15 protein-coding genes are annotated in these 16,126 nt (G+C 46.2%); 5 read left to right on the top strand and 10 right to left on the bottom strand.

The window, feature by feature from the left end; translation table 11 throughout:
* Positions 1-30: 30 nt before the first annotated feature.
* Positions 31-876, bottom strand: coding sequence for a hypothetical protein (locus TY87_RS08665; protein ID WP_100186766.1), 846 nt, complete (start codon positions 874-876; stop codon positions 31-33).
* Positions 877-1,054: 178 nt separating this feature from the next.
* Between TY87_RS08665 and TY87_RS08660 the strand changes: the two genes are divergently transcribed.
* Positions 1,055-1,843 carry a transporter substrate-binding domain-containing protein gene (locus TY87_RS08660; RefSeq protein ID WP_100186765.1) on the top strand — a complete coding sequence of 263 codons (789 nt, stop codon included), beginning with the start codon at positions 1,055-1,057 and terminating at the stop codon, positions 1,841-1,843.
* Positions 1,844-1,952: 109 nt separating this feature from the next.
* Positions 1,953-2,759, top strand: a complete 807-nt coding sequence (locus tag TY87_RS08655; protein WP_100186764.1) for an amino acid ABC transporter permease — start codon at positions 1,953-1,955, stop codon at positions 2,757-2,759.
* 268 nt (positions 2,760-3,027) lie between these two features.
* Here TY87_RS08655 and TY87_RS08650 read toward each other — a convergent pair whose 3' ends face one another.
* From TY87_RS08650 to TY87_RS08615, 8 genes are all read right to left on the bottom strand, one after another.
* Positions 3,028-4,032, bottom strand: coding sequence for a TIGR03842 family LLM class F420-dependent oxidoreductase (locus TY87_RS08650; RefSeq protein ID WP_100186763.1), 1,005 nt, complete (start codon positions 4,030-4,032; stop codon positions 3,028-3,030).
* Positions 4,033-4,213: 181 nt separating this feature from the next.
* Complete coding sequence (npdG, locus tag TY87_RS08645; protein ID WP_100186762.1) at positions 4,214-4,903, bottom strand: NADPH-dependent F420 reductase; 690 nt, start codon at positions 4,901-4,903, stop codon at positions 4,214-4,216.
* Positions 4,904-4,946: 43 nt separating this feature from the next.
* Entirely contained in the window at positions 4,947-5,720 is a 774-nt protein-coding gene (gene cofE / locus TY87_RS08640; protein WP_100186761.1) for a coenzyme F420-0:L-glutamate ligase, read from the bottom strand.
* Positions 5,713-6,429 (bottom strand): 2-phospho-L-lactate guanylyltransferase, encoded by a 717-nt coding sequence (gene cofC / locus TY87_RS08635; protein WP_100186760.1) that lies wholly within the window; start codon positions 6,427-6,429, stop codon positions 5,713-5,715. Before cofC ends, cofE begins: the two co-directional genes overlap by 8 nt.
* Positions 6,429-7,388, bottom strand: a complete 960-nt coding sequence (gene cofD, locus TY87_RS08630) for a 2-phospho-L-lactate transferase (protein WP_100186759.1) — start codon at positions 7,386-7,388, stop codon at positions 6,429-6,431. The genes cofC and cofD overlap by 1 nt, the downstream gene beginning before the upstream one ends.
* Positions 7,388-8,593 carry a 5-amino-6-(D-ribitylamino)uracil--L-tyrosine 4-hydroxyphenyl transferase CofH gene (gene cofH / locus TY87_RS08625; RefSeq protein ID WP_100186758.1) on the bottom strand — a complete coding sequence of 402 codons (1,206 nt, stop codon included), beginning with the start codon at positions 8,591-8,593 and terminating at the stop codon, positions 7,388-7,390. The genes cofD and cofH overlap by 1 nt, the downstream gene beginning before the upstream one ends.
* Entirely contained in the window at positions 8,590-9,720 is a 1,131-nt protein-coding gene (gene cofG, locus TY87_RS08620; protein ID WP_100186757.1) for a 7,8-didemethyl-8-hydroxy-5-deazariboflavin synthase CofG, read from the bottom strand. The genes cofH and cofG overlap by 4 nt, the downstream gene beginning before the upstream one ends.
* Positions 9,721-9,991: 271 nt before the next feature.
* Positions 9,992-10,639 (bottom strand): TetR/AcrR family transcriptional regulator, encoded by a 648-nt coding sequence (locus tag TY87_RS08615; protein ID WP_100186756.1) that lies wholly within the window; start codon positions 10,637-10,639, stop codon positions 9,992-9,994.
* Between the two features lie 249 nt (positions 10,640-10,888).
* On the opposite strand from TY87_RS08615, the gene TY87_RS08610 reads away from it, so the two are divergent.
* The 3 genes from TY87_RS08610 to hydA all read left to right on the top strand — a co-directional run bounded on the left by TY87_RS08610 (position 10,889) and on the right by hydA (position 15,288).
* The gene (locus TY87_RS08610; RefSeq protein WP_100186755.1) at positions 10,889-12,130 is read left to right on the top strand and encodes a Zn-dependent hydrolase; all 1,242 of its coding nucleotides are present in this window, start codon (positions 10,889-10,891) and stop codon (positions 12,128-12,130) included.
* Positions 12,131-12,244: 114 nt separating this feature from the next.
* Positions 12,245-13,729 (top strand): NCS1 family nucleobase:cation symporter-1, encoded by a 1,485-nt coding sequence (locus TY87_RS08605; protein ID WP_198432062.1) that lies wholly within the window; start codon positions 12,245-12,247, stop codon positions 13,727-13,729.
* A gap of 119 nt (positions 13,730-13,848) precedes the next feature.
* Entirely contained in the window at positions 13,849-15,288 is a 1,440-nt protein-coding gene (hydA, locus tag TY87_RS08600) for a dihydropyrimidinase (RefSeq protein WP_100186753.1), read from the top strand.
* Between the two features lie 345 nt (positions 15,289-15,633).
* On the opposite strand, the gene TY87_RS08595 is transcribed toward hydA, so the two are convergent.
* Positions 15,634-16,116 carry a phosphatidylglycerophosphatase A family protein gene (locus TY87_RS08595; RefSeq protein ID WP_100186752.1) on the bottom strand — a complete coding sequence of 161 codons (483 nt, stop codon included), beginning with the start codon at positions 16,114-16,116 and terminating at the stop codon, positions 15,634-15,636.
* Positions 16,117-16,126 lie beyond the last annotated feature (10 nt).

Genomic DNA, 16,126 nt, shown 5'->3' with positions numbered 1-16,126 from the left:
AAATTAAACGCCTCATCAAAGGCAAAGAGATTAACGGAAAAAGCTTGATTGCATCGCTTGCCATGCGTCCTTGCGCAGTTCAGGAATACGATACAATTCAGACAAACTTACGATGTGCGCAGTAGGATATTGTTTTAAAAGGCTTTCAGGCGGTAAATCTTCCACCAACTGAGTAATTTGTGCACCAGCCAGCACTAGCCATGGAGTATCAGGAAAATCTTTTACCAAACGGCCCACATAGCTTTCTAACGCGCCAAACAGCCAATCGGTACGATTCAAGAAGTACGGATTGCGCAATTGCCCCGGCCAACTAAACGCACTGCCCTGCCATTCATCAATCGGCTGTTTTAACAAGGCTTGCCCCATTTTTAACGCCAAACGCTCAATGTCTTCTGCTTGGGAAAATACTTGAGGTACATCACTTAGAATCAAAAGCTTATTAGACAAGGCGTAAGCATGAATATTCAATCGCGTAATTTGGGTGTTCAGCGTTGGATCTGGCTCAACCACAATATCGACAGCCAATTCTTCAATTGGCTGCAAATCTTCGACGATAATTTCCGGTCCCGCATTTAACTGCTCACGAAGGTTATGAACCAAGGGCTCTTTTTCTTCAGGCGATAATTTAGGCATTGGAGCGGGCACAGGCTCAGCAGATCTAAATCCGGCTGAAGGCTGATCGCGATAAGAGTCTGCAAAGGAAGAGTTGGACGGCGCGTCCATATCAATAGGCCAAGGCTGTACTGGCATGAAAACCGTACCCGAAACACTGTCCGTGACAGACTCATTTTTCTCAATAGACAACCAGGACACCACGCCCATTTGCGCTAAGCAATGGGTTTGAAAAGCCTGTTGAGGTGGTAATTCGCGGGACATAGTAACCTTAATCGCAGCCTAAAAAATGCACATTCATCGATTTAAATACTGGTAAGCAAATATACTCGCTTACGCCACCAGATGCCACTTGATGGCCTAAAGCTTGCTAGAGATCTTTGCACTATGGCTGTGTATAATCACAACCAATTTAAAGCAACCCTATAAAAGGTATGAAAACATGGTGTCTCTGTTATCTCGTTTGATGGTTATCGCTGCCGTTTCGATCAGCAGCTTCAGCTTCGCCGACAGCTTGCCTGACCTTAAAGGCCGTACTATTTTAGCCGTCACCGAAAATGCCTACACACCACTTAACTTTGTCGATCCAGCAACGGGCGAAGGCATTGGTTGGGAATACGACGCCATGAACGAAATTGGCAAGCGTCTAAACGCTAACATTGAATGGCACCTAAGTAGCTGGGACACCATGATCCAAGCCGTCAAACAGGGCCAATACGATGTCGGTATGGACGGCATCACAATTAATGAAGAACGCGCCGCGCAAATTGACTTCACCATTCCTTACATGACCTCTCAACAGTTCATGTTGGTTCGTGCCGATGAAAAACGCTTTAATGATGCCAAATCCTTTGCCGCTAACCCCGACTTACAATTTGGTGCACAAGCAGGCACAACCAACTTTTATGTAGCCGTTTACGATGTGCTTGATGACGATGAAAACAACCCTCGTATCACCTTACTAGACACCTTTGGAGCATCAGTTCAAGCGCTGAAATCTAGCGATGTCGACAGCGTACTAATGGACGCCGCGTCTGCCCGTGGTTACATCGGCGCCAATCCTGGTGCATTCAAAATTGTTGGCGGCCCGTTGGGTTCTGAAGATTTTGGCTTCATTTTGGCTCCGGGTTCAGACCTTGTTAAACCGATCAATGCGGCAATCGAAAGCATGAAAAAAGACGGCACATTAGAAGCCCTGAACAAAAAATGGTTCTTCGACTATAACCGCTAAAAAAACCCGTCAATAGAAACAACAAACTCACAGCAACGGATCTTATACTTTTATAGCGATCCGTTTTTTATTGTTAACCACCACGGAACGGTCTTGCTATGAATGTATTATGCCCTTTAAAAAATCCCTAGAACGCACGCCTTGGTGGCTCGTCACCATCATTATTATTGCTCTGGTTCTGCTATGGAACATGGTTTCCGACCAAAGCTACCAACGCATAGCCGGCGCACTAAGCGAAGGATTACTGACGACAATCGGCGTAACATTTACCGCCTTTATACTGGCAAGTTTTCTTGGATTATTAATTGCACTAGCAGGATTTTCTCGTCATCGCATTCTTCGTGAATTTGCACGCTTTTATGTAGAAATATTTCGCGGCGTGCCCGTTCTCGTACTACTGTTCTACATCGCCTTTGTCGGCGCACCGGAAATGGTAAAACTCTACAACTGGGCATTACAAATGCCGATAGAAGCGGGCTGGATAGAAGAAGCTCGCACACGAGACTTTACTCTTCTATGGCGCGCCATTATTGCCCTTGCGATTAGTTACAGCGCCTTCATTGCAGAAGTCTTCCGCGCAGGCATTCAAGAAGTGGGCAAAGGACAAATAGAAGCCGCAAAAGCATTAGGCTTATCAAACTGGCATCGCTTCCGCTTGATCACCCTTCCCCAAGCCATGCGTAAAATCTTACCGCCTCTTGGCAACGACCTCGTCGCCATGATCAAAGACTCTGCGCTCGTCTCGGTATTAGGCGTGCAAGACATCACCCAACTTGGCAAAGTCTTCAGCTCCTCCACCTTCCAATTCTTCGAAACCTACAACGTCGTCGCCTTCATGTACCTCGTACTCACACTCAGCTTATCGCTGATGATACGAGCTTTTGAAAGCCATCTGAGGCGCAATGATCATCATTGACTCAAGGCGACGCCACCCTAACCTTCCCCTTGGAAGTGATAAGGGGAAGGAACAAAGACATATCCGCAAACGCCCCAAACATAATGAGCGAATAACATTCCGACGAGGGAGGCGGTAGTTTCGAGAAGGAATGTTATTCGGTCGATGACCGCAAAAACATATCCGCTGACTCAAACATCATGAGCGAATAACATTCCGACGAGGTAGGCGGTAGTTTCGAGGAGAATGTTATTCGGTCGATGATCACAAAGGCTTAGACCTTCTAAGCTTAACCATTAAACACGGGGATAATGTCTCTGCCGTATTTGGCGATGATTTCTTCTTCGTCGCCGCTGTCTAGGTAAATGTTGAACTGCGTGGTTCCCGCTGTTTCTAGGTCTTTAATCTTGGCAATATGATCCTCGACGGTTCCCAATACACAGAAGCTTTTCACTATGTCTTCGGTGATGAAATCCAAGAATGGGTTGTCGCTTTGACCGTGTTTGGAGTAATCATAACCACGGCGTTTTTCGATGTAATCCGTTAAGCTTTTTGGCACTAAACCGGAGTCGCTGCCATATTGTTCAACGATATCTGCCACATGGTTACCCACCATGGCAGGGAACCATTTAGTGTGCTCGATACAATAATCCATATCACCAAAGTAAGCTGGCGCAGCGGCTTGGACTTTGAAGTTAGACATATCACGACCTGCAGCTTCACCAGCGTTAATGGCTTGATCTTTAAACCATTTCACCAAATCAGGATCACCAATTTGCAAAATCAAACCATCGCCAACTTCACCAGCGGTGGCTAAGGCTTTCGGGCCATAAGCGCCAATCCAAACAGGTAATTCATAGCCTGTCGCCCAAGGCAATTTAACGGGTTCAGGACATTCGCCGTATTCCACTTCTTCGCCGCGCACCATAGCTTTTACCTTGGTGGTAAATTCCGCAAGACGCGCTAGTGTCGCTGGTTTCTTGCCCATGACACGCATAGAAGAATCACCACGACCAAGACCAATGTCGAAACGACCATTACTTTGATGCGCTAAGCTCGCGTATAAGCTGGCTGACAAAGACCAGTCACGAATATTCGGGTTGGTCACACAAGGACCAAAACGCATGGTTTTGGTGTGTTCCATACACATTGCCATGGCGACAAATGACTCACGCCAAAGAATGTGAGAATCGTAAAACCAGCAATAAGTGAAGCCAGCGGCTTCCGCCTGACGAACAAGATTTCGTGCGCGATCTGGGCTGACGAAGCCTTTAAACGTAATGCCAAATTCCATAATGTGTTCCTCTTGTGATTATGCTTTTAATTACTAAATAATATGTTTCAGATAACTTGTTAAGATGTACTGAGCAAAACCAAGACGAGGCAAAAACAGACGAAAAAGCGGAGTCTATAAGTTATAAATGAGCATTTTGAGTCTGTTTTTAACAAAGTATTGGTGAGCTCAGTAATCGCACCTAATGATCGGGTGGGCAGATACGAACTCCCGCATGAGAAAACGGCACCTCTTTCGAAATATTCAAACGAATCAGAATCGGCGTTAGCGCTTCAACGCAACGAGCGCTTTCAGCTAACCCAGCGTTGTAAGCTTTGGTACCCATTTTTTCGATTAACGCCATGACACGTTTTTTGGCATCAAGGTCATTGCCGCACACCAAGATGTCGCAGTTGATGCCACGAGATAAGTCATTCAAAGTCACTGCCGACACGTTATGTAAGGCGCCAATAACAGGAATTTCGTCGCCTAATAACAACTGCGCCGATTCTGTCACCGAGCCAGCTGCTGGCATCACCACAGCTTTTGGGTTACCCGGAGCCAATGGCACAACGATGTCGACTAAAGTTTTTCCGACGAGCAATGGCGCTAATGTGGTCAAGGTGGCATCGTGACCACTATAAGGAACAGATAAAATCACCAGATCCTCTGCAGCTTTGGTCGCGTCTTCCATCGACAAACCAGTAATGTCTGCCTGACAGTCTTTTTCAGCTAACAAGGCCACCAATGCCTTAGCGGTTTCCTCTGCCTTGGCAGGATCACGAGAACCCAACACCACGCTGACGCCAGCCAGTGCCAAACGCAGCGCAAGTCCTTTGCCCTGTGGGCCAGTTCCGCCAATGATGGCGACTTTATTTGTAGAGTCATTCATAGTTTATTCACCATTTTTTTCATTGATTCTGTCATCGGATTTTTCATCTAAAAAGATCCTCATTGTGGGCTCGAATAAGATCTCGACTTGAGCTGTCTGTTTTTGGCCAAGATAAACCACGAAAAACTATCACTGGTGACTTGGCGCTTTTTTCCATCAGTAAGCCAGATGCTGCAGCCAGTTCATCCGCAAAGGCTGGCGCGGTGACACTCAAAGGTCGTCCAAAGGCATCCAGCTCACCCAACATGTGCATCACGCCCGGCACATTCGCCAAGCCAATCGCCACGTTGGTTTGCCCCAATCGCCAAGGACGACCAAAGGTGTCGCTGATCACCACGCCCAAATCACAGCAAAAATGGGCTTCTAATTTGTGACACAGTAATTGCGCACTTTTGTCTGGGTCCTCGGGGAGTAAAATCAGTTGACCGGGATGGTCGGCATTGGATTCATCCACCGCCGCATTGGCGCAGATGTAGCCATTTTTATGTTCTGCGATCAGCACGCCTTCTTCTTGATCAGGTCGTTTCATCGCTCGAACAATACGTGTTGATTGCGAAAGAATAACTTCAACTTTACGCGGGTCTTTATTAACGGTTTTCGCCAACTCGATGGCTTCTTCACTGGGCGTAATGTCTTCCAAATAGGCACAAGCACCCTCGCTTTTAGATACCACTTTGTGAGCAATGACCAAGATGTCGCCAGCTACCAAGGTTTGATTTTGCGTAGTTAAGGTATCAATAATTTTTTGTGCTAAATCGTCGCCCTGCTGAAAATCCGGCAAGCCCATCAAGCGGAACATACTCATTGAATCAGGCATAGTGGCGTTCCTTAATGAGCGATTTTTTCATCAATGAGGAACCAGTGTCGCGCCATGCTTTGAAGCGTTCAGGTTGACGAATCACGGCAACTTTAAGGTCTTCACTCTGATCGATATCCAACGCGAGATTGGCAAGATGCAAACTACGACAAACCAGTCGATTATTCGCGGCGTTAGCTTTGTGGGCAGACGCCGAATCACAACCATATTCAAAATGAATCGCATCCGGAGGCGATGTTAATAACGCATTAGTACCGCCGTCTTTGGCAACGGCAATCACTACTTGCGCGTCATGAATTGCCGTCATCAACGTGGTGATTTCTTTAGGGTCCAAAACCGCAATGTCACTAGGAACAATAAGTTGGCTGTCGTAGCCGGATTTTTTCACCCAATCACAGGCAAAATCCAACGCGCCGTTTAAACCCTTTTCCCCATCGTCAAACAAGGTGTTTGCTTCATAAGATTGAGCAATACTAAGTACTTCAAGGGATTCACTCACCACCAGCACGTCTAACATGGGGAAATGTCGCTGAAAAAATGCCAAGGTGTTTTCAAACAGTGTCAGGGACAAGCTTTCACGAGCCGCATCCGACAAACTGCCAACCAGTCTTTGTTTGGAGCGCTTGGGCGATTTCATCGGAATCACTACGCAAAGCTTATCGATTAAGTGATAAATACTTGGCGAATACATTGCTGAATGATGTGTCATTAGGCCGCCCTCTGCTTTTTAGAAGACAAGGCGAACTCGACCACTTGAGTGAGCAAGGCGGTTTTCTCCTCAGGTGTTTTTATCAGGGTTGGTGTGACCAGTACATCAAGGCCTTGCCCTTGTAACCATGCGGCGTCTTGCTGATCCACATTATCAATCACCATGCCATGCAAAAAGGAGCTGTAACAGTCATAGATGCCTTTTGAATCGATGCTTTTCCCTGCACTTTCGAGCATTTTGTCCGCAGGACCTTTTACCGTTTTTCCGCCAATCAATGGCGAAACGGCAATAACATAAGCGCCACTTTTTTCCACTGCTTGCTGAATTTCCGGCACAGCGAGAATCGCGCCAATACTGACGATAGGATTGCTCGGCGCGATGATAATCAGGTCACTGTTAGCAATTTGTTCTAAGGCTTCAGGAGTCGGCTTGGCGTTTGCGATGCCTTGATATTCAATATCCAGCACGTCGGACTGACAATGCTCACGTACAAAAAACTCTTGGAAAGACAACCAGCCTTGAGGTGTCTTCACTCGGGTTTGCACCACATCGTTAGTCGGCAACAAAATCGGCACGCTAACGCCATGACGCTTCGCCAAACGTTCGGTAATCTCACTAGCGCTGACGCCTTGGTGTTTTAAATTCGTTCGGTAAATATGCGTGGCGAGATCCAAATCCCCAAGGGTCATCCAAGTGTCTTGCCCTAAGGCTTTTAGCTCGGTGAGTACTTGGTGAGTTTCGTTTTTACGTCCCCAACCTTGCTGGCGGTCAATCTGATCGCCTAAGGAATAAATCAAGGTATCGATATCTGGCGAGACCCAAAGACCGTGAAATTCATCATCGTCAGCAATGTTGCCAATAATCTTAGTCGAGCTGGCGTATTGGCTTTTTGCCAAGCCTTCTGCGGCTTTGGCACCACCAACACCACCCGCCAACAAAGTAATATTTAAACTTGCCATTACGCCACTCCCTGAATCGCAATGCGGTTCGTTAATGCTGAGCTGACGCCATTTCCTTCAACTAAATAGTCCTTTACCACTTCATATTTGGTACTACGCTGTACCGCATGCAAACCCGCCGCTTGGATATTGGCGACCATGTCCTCTGGAAACACTTCTTGCCCATGAGTGGCTCCTGCTGCGCGGGAAATGCTTTCATTCATCAAGGTGCCGCCCAAATCATTGGCACCTGAGCGCAGCATCCTAGCGGCTACATCAGGACCCATTTTTACCCATGACGCTTGAATATTATCGATATGACCTTGCAGCATCAGGCGAGCAATGGCGTGCATTTTGAAATGCTCGTCTTGCGTTGGGCCAGGGCGAACCTTATCTGGGTTGTCATTGTATAAACGGGTTTCGTAATGGATAAAACCTAAGGGAACAAACTCGGTAAATCCACCAGTTTCTTTTTGAATATCGCGCAATAATTTGAGGTGATTTGCCCAATGAATCGACTGATCCACGTGACCGTACATAATAGTCGACGTCGTCGGCACACCAACCGAATGGGCGGCTTTAATAATACGCACCCACTCTTCTGTGGTGAGTTTGTTTTTGGTCAGTTGTTTACGTACTTCGGTGTCTAAAATTTCCGCAGCTGTGCCCGGCATAGACCCCAAACCAAGATTTTTTAACTCGGTCAAAAAGGCTTCTGGCTCAAGGCGACCTTTTTTGCAGCCATACCAAATTTCAAATGGAGAAAAGGCGTGAATATGAATCTCTGGCACACGTTTTTTCACGGCGATTATTAGGTTACGGTAATAATCTGCGTCTATATCTGGATGCAATCCACCTTGAATACAGACTTCTGTCGCACCGCGATGCCAAGCTTCTTCGGCTCGATCTGCAACTTGCTCAACGGTTAAAAACTCCGCTTCTTTATCGCCTTTCTCTTTGGCGAAATTGCAAAATCGGCAGCCCATGTAACACACGTTAGTGAAATTGATATTGCGCGTAATGACAAAGGTGCCGACATTGCCGACGCGTTTTTCACGCACTTTATCAGCGGTGTCTAACACCGCTTGGGCTTCTGCACCTTGCGTAGCAAACAGCACACAGGCGTCTTCGACATTCAGCTCTTCGCCCAATAAAGACTTATCCAAAATAGTTCGAACAGATTCACTTACTTGGGCATTGTTTGACGTTAAAGGAAATAGGTTCATGCGATAACTCCTCCACTCACTTGAGCTGCACGGCTAACCAGCGACGCGACTCGTTGCGTTAAATTAGGTGTTAGATATTTATTGTCCTGATGCTGAAAGCGGTCATAAATGGTCAGACGTTCTGCCAGCGAATAACCCAAACCTTCACAAGCTTGTGCCACGCTACTGATCTGCGGCCATGCTCGTTCTGGGTTAATGAAGTCTTTGGTCAAAGGCGAAATGCCGCCCCAATCGTTGATGCCCGCATTGATGTAACTGCCGTATTCGACTTCCAAATTGGGTGGCGCTTGTATGCTGATGTCATCGGGTAAGATCAAACGGGCAACGGCGATGGTGCGCTTCATGTCGTCTAAATTGGGTTCTTGATAATCGGCCATTGCCGTGCCTGCTTTGGCGCGAAAGTTCTGAATGATGACTTCTTGGATATGCCCATAGGCAAGATGGCGATCACGAATGGCGATAAGGCTGTTTACTCGGTCTGTCCAGCTTTCACCAATACCAATAAGGATTCCCGTAGTGAAGGCGATATCAAGTCGACCCGCTTGCTCTATGGTGTCGAGTCGACGTTTTGGCGTTTTGTCTGGACAAGCATAATGGGCTTGACCTTTCTTGAGTAAATCGTTGGACACGTTTTCAAGCATCATCCCCATGCTGGCGGCGACGGGTTTTAGGCGTTTCAGTTCGTCGAACGACAAGGCACCCGCATTCACGTGAGGTAATAAGCTAGTGTGAGTTAACACGCTTTCGCATTGGTCATGCAGATAATCTAAGGTGCTGTCGTAACCTAAATGGGCAAGCATGTCGCGAGCCTTCTGATGACGTTCTTCTGGACGCTCGCCCAAGCTGAACAAAGCTTCTTTGCAATCTAATGCTGCGCCTTCTCGTGCAGTTTTTAACACTTGCTCCGGCGTCATATAGTTAGCGTGAGGCGAATCTGGCGATTGCACAAAAGTGCAATAACCACAGGTGTCACGACACATATTAGTTAAAGGTATAAAAACCTTTTTTGAATAAGTTAGCTGTTTGCCCCAAGCGTTATCACGCGCTTTAGCGGCTTCTTGGCAGAGTGCGTACAAGTCTGGCCCAGTAGCAAACTCATAAGATATGGCTTCAGAATCAGAGATCATATTCACTCCACGCTTTAGTGATTAAATGAGGTTTTATTAACTTTTTTACCATTTGGTATAAAAATTAATAGCAATCATTTTGCGCATAGTAAATTGTTTTTATTAGTGCAAAACACGCACTGATAAAGGGCTAGCGTTCTAAAGTTTAGTTAAGCAAAAAGTTAACCAAAAGGTTAAGGTGATGAAAAGTGGCGTTTTTTTACACAATTCAATTGATCATAAAAAACGCCATTTATTGAAATAACCGAAGAAAAAATCTATGAAATTATTTTTAATTATTTTTTTTGGCACCAAGAGCGCGCACAACGAAATCTGTTACTGCTAATTCCGCTCGTTCAAAATCATCTTCATCCAAGCGATGTTTGCCTAATAGCACTTCCATTTGTACAGAAAAATCTGCGTAGGTTTGTGTCGCTGCCCAGATGGTAAAAAATAGATGTTCAGGATCTATATCGTCAACTAATCCCTTATTTATCCATGACTTAACTAATATAACATCACGATCAAATTGAGGTTTTAAATGGCTAATTAAGTATTCTTTTAAAACTGGTGCACCGCTGATAATCTCATGTGCAAAGACTTTAGAGCCATTGGGATACAGTCGTGAAAGCTGCATTTTTTCACGCACATAGCGACGAATAACCGCTTCGGGTGTGTCGCCCTGAGTTTCGAGGAAAGACAGCTTTTCTATCCATATATCGAGCATCTCTTTTAACACGCGTTTGTAGAGTAACTCTTTGTTTGGAAAGTAATAAATAAGATTTTGCTTGGAAATATTTGCCGTCACAGCTATCGCTTCCATCGACGAACCGCTGTAGCCTTTTTCTGCAAATAACACTTCGGCAGAACGCAATATACGAGACTCTAACTCTTCTCTATTAATTGATTGTCTTGTGCGTTTCGTTTTCTTCTCAACCAAAATTCAACCCGCCTTAAATAAAAAATGTAATCTTTTTCAATCTTATAAGACGCTGTTTTTATTAAACATTATCTTTCTTTTCAGGTTTTAAAATAACACAGTCAGATGACTCTAACGAGCCTTTCTCAGCAAACTTGATTAAAACTTGGCCTGCTTATTGCTGACCTGAAAGACAAGTTGTTGATGTTTTTTTATCGACGTTTTTTACCTTTTGGTAAAGGTAGTAAAAAGCAGGAGTAGGAGCAAGCTATGCAAGACCTTCGTATCAACGAGCAACGCCTATGGGACACCCTAGTGGAAATGGGCGACATTGGCGGTACAGAGAAAGGCGGTTGTAACCGTCTTGCAGGAACAGACTTAGACAAGCAAGCCCGCGACCTTTTTGTTTCTTGGTGTGAAGCCTGCGACTGTACCGTTGAAGTCGATAAAATCGGCAATATCTTTGCCCGTCGCTCTGGCAAAAACAATGATTTACCCGCCGTTGGAACAGGTAGCCACCTTGATACTCAACCTACTGGCGGCAAGTTCGACGGTGTCTTTGGCGTTCTTTCTGGTGTTGAAGTATTACGCACACTTCATGAAAACAACATTGAAACGCCCACCGCAATGGAGTTCTCAGTCTGGACCAACGAAGAGGGATCGCGCTTCCAACCAGCTATGCAAGGCTCAGGGACCTATGTCGGCCGATTCGATCTGGAAACCGAATTAAATAAAACTGACGTCAATGGCATTCGACTCGGCGACGAACTAGAGCGTATTGGTTATTTAGGCGATATGGAACTGGGCAGCCGACACATGGGCGCATTTTTCGAAGCGCATATCGAGCAAGGCCCGATTCTTGAAGACGAAGAAAAAGCCATCGGCATCGTCCGACTAGGCCAAGGTATTCGCTGGTACAACATCGAGGTTGTAGGTCGCCCTTCTCATTCAGGCACCACGCCAATGCATCTTCGCAAGGACGCTATGTTAGCGGCTTCTGCCATTGTCACAGAAATAAATGCCATCGCCAATCGTCATGAAAATGGATTGGGTACGGTGGGTTTTATGCAAGTCTGGCCAAACTCACGCAATACGATTCCGGGCAATGTGAAATTCAGCGCCGACCTTCGTAACCCCAAACCTGATGTCTTACTTACCATGCACGAAGAGCTATTGGCGTTTTGCAAAGAAATTGCTCTCGACCATGGTTTAGACGTCAACGTCGATCCTTTTTGGTATTTCGCTCCAGTGGAATTCAACGCATCCGATGACGTAAAAGCTGCTACGGAAAAACTCGGTTATAGCCACATGGACATTTACGCCGGTGCGGGACACGACGCCTGTTACATGGCAGATCTTGTTCCAACGGGAATGATTTTTACGCCTTGTTTGAACGGCATCAGTCACAACGAAGCGGAATACAGCTCACCAGAAGAATGTGCTGCCGGAGCCAATGTGCTGCTGCACGCCATGCTCGAAGCCAGCGAACGCATCGCTAAAGAACATCAATAAAATTAGCACGTTGAAAGAATACAAGAGAAGAAAAAACGCGGGCTGAGATTCATAAAGCAGCTCAACTTGAATGAAGACCTATAAATACATCAACAAATAGAAGAGGTGGCAAAAATGACCAGCAAGTCTGTTAAACAAGGTGAGTTTTATGAGTTGGAGGTCGATCGCGACCTGCAACAAAGTTCAGCGTATAACGACGATTTAGCGCCAACTAAAGTGAAAGATCGCACTTGGAGCAAATGGAATATCGCCGCGTTATGGGTGGGTATGTCTATTTGTGTGCCGACCTATACTTTGGGTGGTGTTCTAACCGCCTACTTTGGTTTGTCGGTGATGGAAGCGTTATTTACGATTCTCGTCGCCAACATTATCTTGCTGGTTCCACTGACATTGAATGCCTACCCAGGCACTAAGTTCGGTATTCCTTTTCCTGTGTTATTGCGTTCATCATTCGGCATGATCGGATCAAACATTCCGTGCTTGATTCGTGCTCTGGTGGCCTGTGGCTGGTTTGGTATTCAAACCATGTTTGGTGGCTTGGCGATTCATTTGTTCTTGTCTGCTGTATCCGATGGTTGGGCAAGTTTAGGTGGCGTCGGCGAAGTGATCGGCTTCTTCATTTTCTGGGCTCTGAACATGTACGTGGTAATTCGCGGTGCGGAATCTATCAAGTGGATGGAAACCTTATCTGCACCATTGTTATTAATCGTTGCCATTGGTCTGATGTTTTGGGCGAGCGACAAGGTATCTTTTACTGAACTGCTTGCAACACCAGCAAGCCGTCCTGCGGACGCTGGTTTTATGGGTTACTTTCTTGGCGGTCTAACGGCTATGGTTGGTTTTTGGGCGACATTATCATTGAACATTCCCGATTTTAGCCGCTATGCAAAATCGCAAAAAGATCAGGTTATCGGTCAAATCGTTGGGTTGCCTATCACTATGTTCTTCTTCGCGGCCTTAGGCGTGGTGCTAACGGCTGCATCAACCACGCTGGTTGGTGAAACCATTTCTGATCCGATTTCTTTGATTGGTAAAATCGACAGCCCATTCTGGGTCGCGATTGCGATGATCTTGATCGTCATTGCCACGCTTTCAACGAATACTGCAGCCAACGTGGTTTCTCCGACTAACGACTTCCAGAACTTAGCACCAAAACTGATTAATCATACTCGTGGCGCTTTGCTAACTGGCTTGATTGGCATTCTGCTAATGGGTTGGGAATTACTAAAAAAATTAGGTTTGTTGGAATCGGATGTCAGCGTAGAAGGCATGTACTCAAACTGGCTACTGGGTTATTCAAGTCTACTTGGTCCGATTGCTGGCATCATGATTGTCGATTACTTCTTAATCAAACGTCAGCATTTAGATTTGGTCGCACTTTATACGCCAAACAGCCTTTATCCAGCGTTCAACAATGCGGGACTAATCGCCTTTGCAGTGCCTGTTGTCATTACCTTAATCGCGCTAAATATGCCGGCCCTTGGTTGGTTCTACAACTACGGTTGGTTCACTGGTGCATTCACCGGCGCCATCGTGTACTTCGTACTTGCCAACATGCAAACCGCTTCTGCAACTCAAACTGACGCGTTGCAATCTTAATTCTATTTTATTTTGTCGGCGGTGCTTTCGGGCATCGTCGATATTTTTAATTCGTCGACCTTTGTGCATCTTCCGTCATCTGACGATGTGCAAAGCGCTCTCTTAAAAAAGGATGCTATATGACCCTACTAATCAAAGGTGGAACCATAGTCACCCACGAAGAAACCTTCAAAGCAGACATTCTTTGCAAGGGCAATAAAATCGTCGAGATAGGCGACATCAGCGTGTTACCAAAAGACGTTGAAACCATTGACGCTACAGGCAAACTCATCATGCCTGGCGGTATCGATCCACATACTCACATGCAGTTGCCTTTCATGGGCACAGTCGCAAAAGATGACTTTGCTTCCGGTACCATCGCGGCACTCGCCGGTGGTACAACGACTATTATCGACTTTGTGATTCCCAATCCTCAGCAATCTTTATTAGACGCCTATGATCAATGGCGCGGCTGGGCAAAAAAAGCCCATTCTAATTACAGTTTCCATGTAGCAATTACCTGGTGGGATGACACAGTCGCAGAAGAAATGAAAATACTGGTAAAAGATCATGGCGTGAACAGCTTCAAACACTTTATGGCTTACAAAAATGCCATCATGGCAACCGATGACATTCTGGTTGCGAGCTTCACCAAGTGCCTAGAACTAGGCGCGATTCCAACCGTTCATGCGGAAAATGGTGAATTGGTTTATCACCTACAAAACAAACTCATGGCTGAAGGCATGACCGGACCAGAAGCCCATCCATTGTCTCGTCCTTCTTCTGTAGAAGGCGAAGCCGCAAACCGCGCGATTAGCATTGCCAATACACTCGGCGCGCCAATCTATCTTGTCCATGTCTCCACAGAAGAAGCCGTCGATGCCATTCGCTACGCCAAAGACCACGGCCAAACCGTATTTGGCGAGGTGTTAGCAGGTCATCTAACCGTAGACGAAAGCGTTTATCAAAATCCAGATTGGGCCACGGCTGCGGCTCATGTTATGAGCCCACCATTTAGACCCAAACATCACCAAGATGCGCTTTGGAAAGGCGTTCAAGGCGGCACATTACAAACCACCGCCACCGATCATTGCGCCTTTTGTGCCGAACAAAAAGCCATGGGCAAAGACAACTTCACGCAAATTCCTAACGGTACAGCGGGCGTGGAAGAACGCATGATGGTGCTATGGGAAAAAGGCGTAAACGAAGGCAAAATCACCATGAATGAATTTGTCGCCCTAACGTCGACCAACACAGCCAAAATCTTCAATATGTATCCAAACAAAGGCTGTATTCGCGTCGGCGCTGACGCCGACTTAGTGATTTGGAATCCTGCCGCGACTAAAACGATTTCCGCGAAAACGCATCACTCGAAAATCGAACACAGCATTTTTGAAGGCATGGAAATCCACGGTGTGCCAGAAACCACTATCTGTAATGGCAAAATCGCTTGGCATGACAATGTGCTAATCGCGGAATCTGGCAATGGTAAATACATAGATCGTCCAGCTTACGCGCCTTTCTACGAATCATTAAGAAAGCGCAGAGAACTGAATAAACCCAAAGCGGTTGCGCGTTAAAAACAGACATTAACGAAGGAAGAAACAGCGGCACTTAACTGATTGAGCGAATAACATTTCGACAAGGGAGGCGGTAGTTTCGAGAAGAAATGTTATTCGGTCGATGAGAAGCAACGCAATAAAAGAAACAAAAACAACCCCATCCTAGCCTTCCCCTTGAAAGACAAAAGGGGAAGGAACAGAGACGCTTCACCAATAACCCTAAACATCATGAACGAATAACATTTCGACGAGGGAGGCGTTAGTTTCGAGAAGAAATGTTATTCGGTCGATGAGAGACATCGCAGAACAAAGATCCAGACCTTCCCCTTGAAAAAAGAGGAAGATACTGAGTATTTTCGGCTGTTAAAAAACGAAGGTAACCAGCGCCTGTAACACGATAAAAGACATAATACCTGCTAGCACATCGTCCAGCATAATACCGAAGCCGCCATGGACGTTTTTATCGACCCAAGAGATAGGCCAAGGTTTCAAAATATCAAACAGGCGAAACAATACGAAGCCCAGCACAATATAAAACCACCCCGCAGGCGCCAGCCACATGGTGATCCAGAAACCAACAAATTCGTCCCAGACGATACCAGCATGGTCATGTACGCCCATGTCTTTCGAGGTTTTACCACAAAGATAGATTCCCACCAGCGATGTCACTACCAGTACGATGAAGTACGCTGTGGCGGTTAAATCTTGTAGGAACCAGATAAACAGGGGCACAGCAGCAAGCGTACCAAAGGTTCCTGGTGCTTTTGGCGCGGCACCAGAACCAAGACCAAACGCCAAAAAATGTATCGGATTACGCCATACCGACGCGGGGGCAGAGTTTGCCATGAAGCTTTAC

The sequence above is a fragment of the Marinomonas sp. BSi20584 genome (genome assembly GCF_002792415.1).
Lineage (GTDB): Bacteria > Pseudomonadota > Gammaproteobacteria > Pseudomonadales > Marinomonadaceae > Marinomonas > Marinomonas polaris.
Note: the sequence above shows the minus strand (reverse complement) of the source record. Positions and strands in the feature narration are given on the sequence as shown.

Coding starts and splice junctions, on each gene's coding strand:
- TY87_RS08665 (WP_100186766.1), bottom strand. CDS start 876: ATGTCCCGCGAATTACCACCTCAACAGGCTTTTCAAACCCATTGCTTA.
- TY87_RS08660 (WP_100186765.1), top strand. CDS start 1,055: ATGGTGTCTCTGTTATCTCGTTTGATGGTTATCGCTGCCGTTTCGATC.
- TY87_RS08655 (WP_100186764.1), top strand. CDS start 1,953: ATGCCCTTTAAAAAATCCCTAGAACGCACGCCTTGGTGGCTCGTCACC.
- TY87_RS08650 (WP_100186763.1), bottom strand. CDS start 4,032: ATGGAATTTGGCATTACGTTTAAAGGCTTCGTCAGCCCAGATCGCGCA.
- npdG (WP_100186762.1), bottom strand. CDS start 4,903: ATGAATGACTCTACAAATAAAGTCGCCATCATTGGCGGAACTGGCCCA.
- cofE (WP_100186761.1), bottom strand. CDS start 5,720: ATGCCTGATTCAATGAGTATGTTCCGCTTGATGGGCTTGCCGGATTTT.
- cofC (WP_100186760.1), bottom strand. CDS start 6,429: ATGACACATCATTCAGCAATGTATTCGCCAAGTATTTATCACTTAATC.
- cofD (WP_100186759.1), bottom strand. CDS start 7,388: ATGGCAAGTTTAAATATTACTTTGTTGGCGGGTGGTGTTGGTGGTGCC.
- cofH (WP_100186758.1), bottom strand. CDS start 8,593: ATGAACCTATTTCCTTTAACGTCAAACAATGCCCAAGTAAGTGAATCT.
- cofG (WP_100186757.1), bottom strand. CDS start 9,720: ATGATCTCTGATTCTGAAGCCATATCTTATGAGTTTGCTACTGGGCCA.
- TY87_RS08610 (WP_100186755.1), top strand. CDS start 10,889: ATGCAAGACCTTCGTATCAACGAGCAACGCCTATGGGACACCCTAGTG.
- TY87_RS08605 (WP_198432062.1), top strand. CDS start 12,245: ATGACCAGCAAGTCTGTTAAACAAGGTGAGTTTTATGAGTTGGAGGTC.
- hydA (WP_100186753.1), top strand. CDS start 13,849: ATGACCCTACTAATCAAAGGTGGAACCATAGTCACCCACGAAGAAACC.
- TY87_RS08595 (WP_100186752.1), bottom strand. CDS start 16,116: ATGGCAAACTCTGCCCCCGCGTCGGTATGGCGTAATCCGATACATTTT.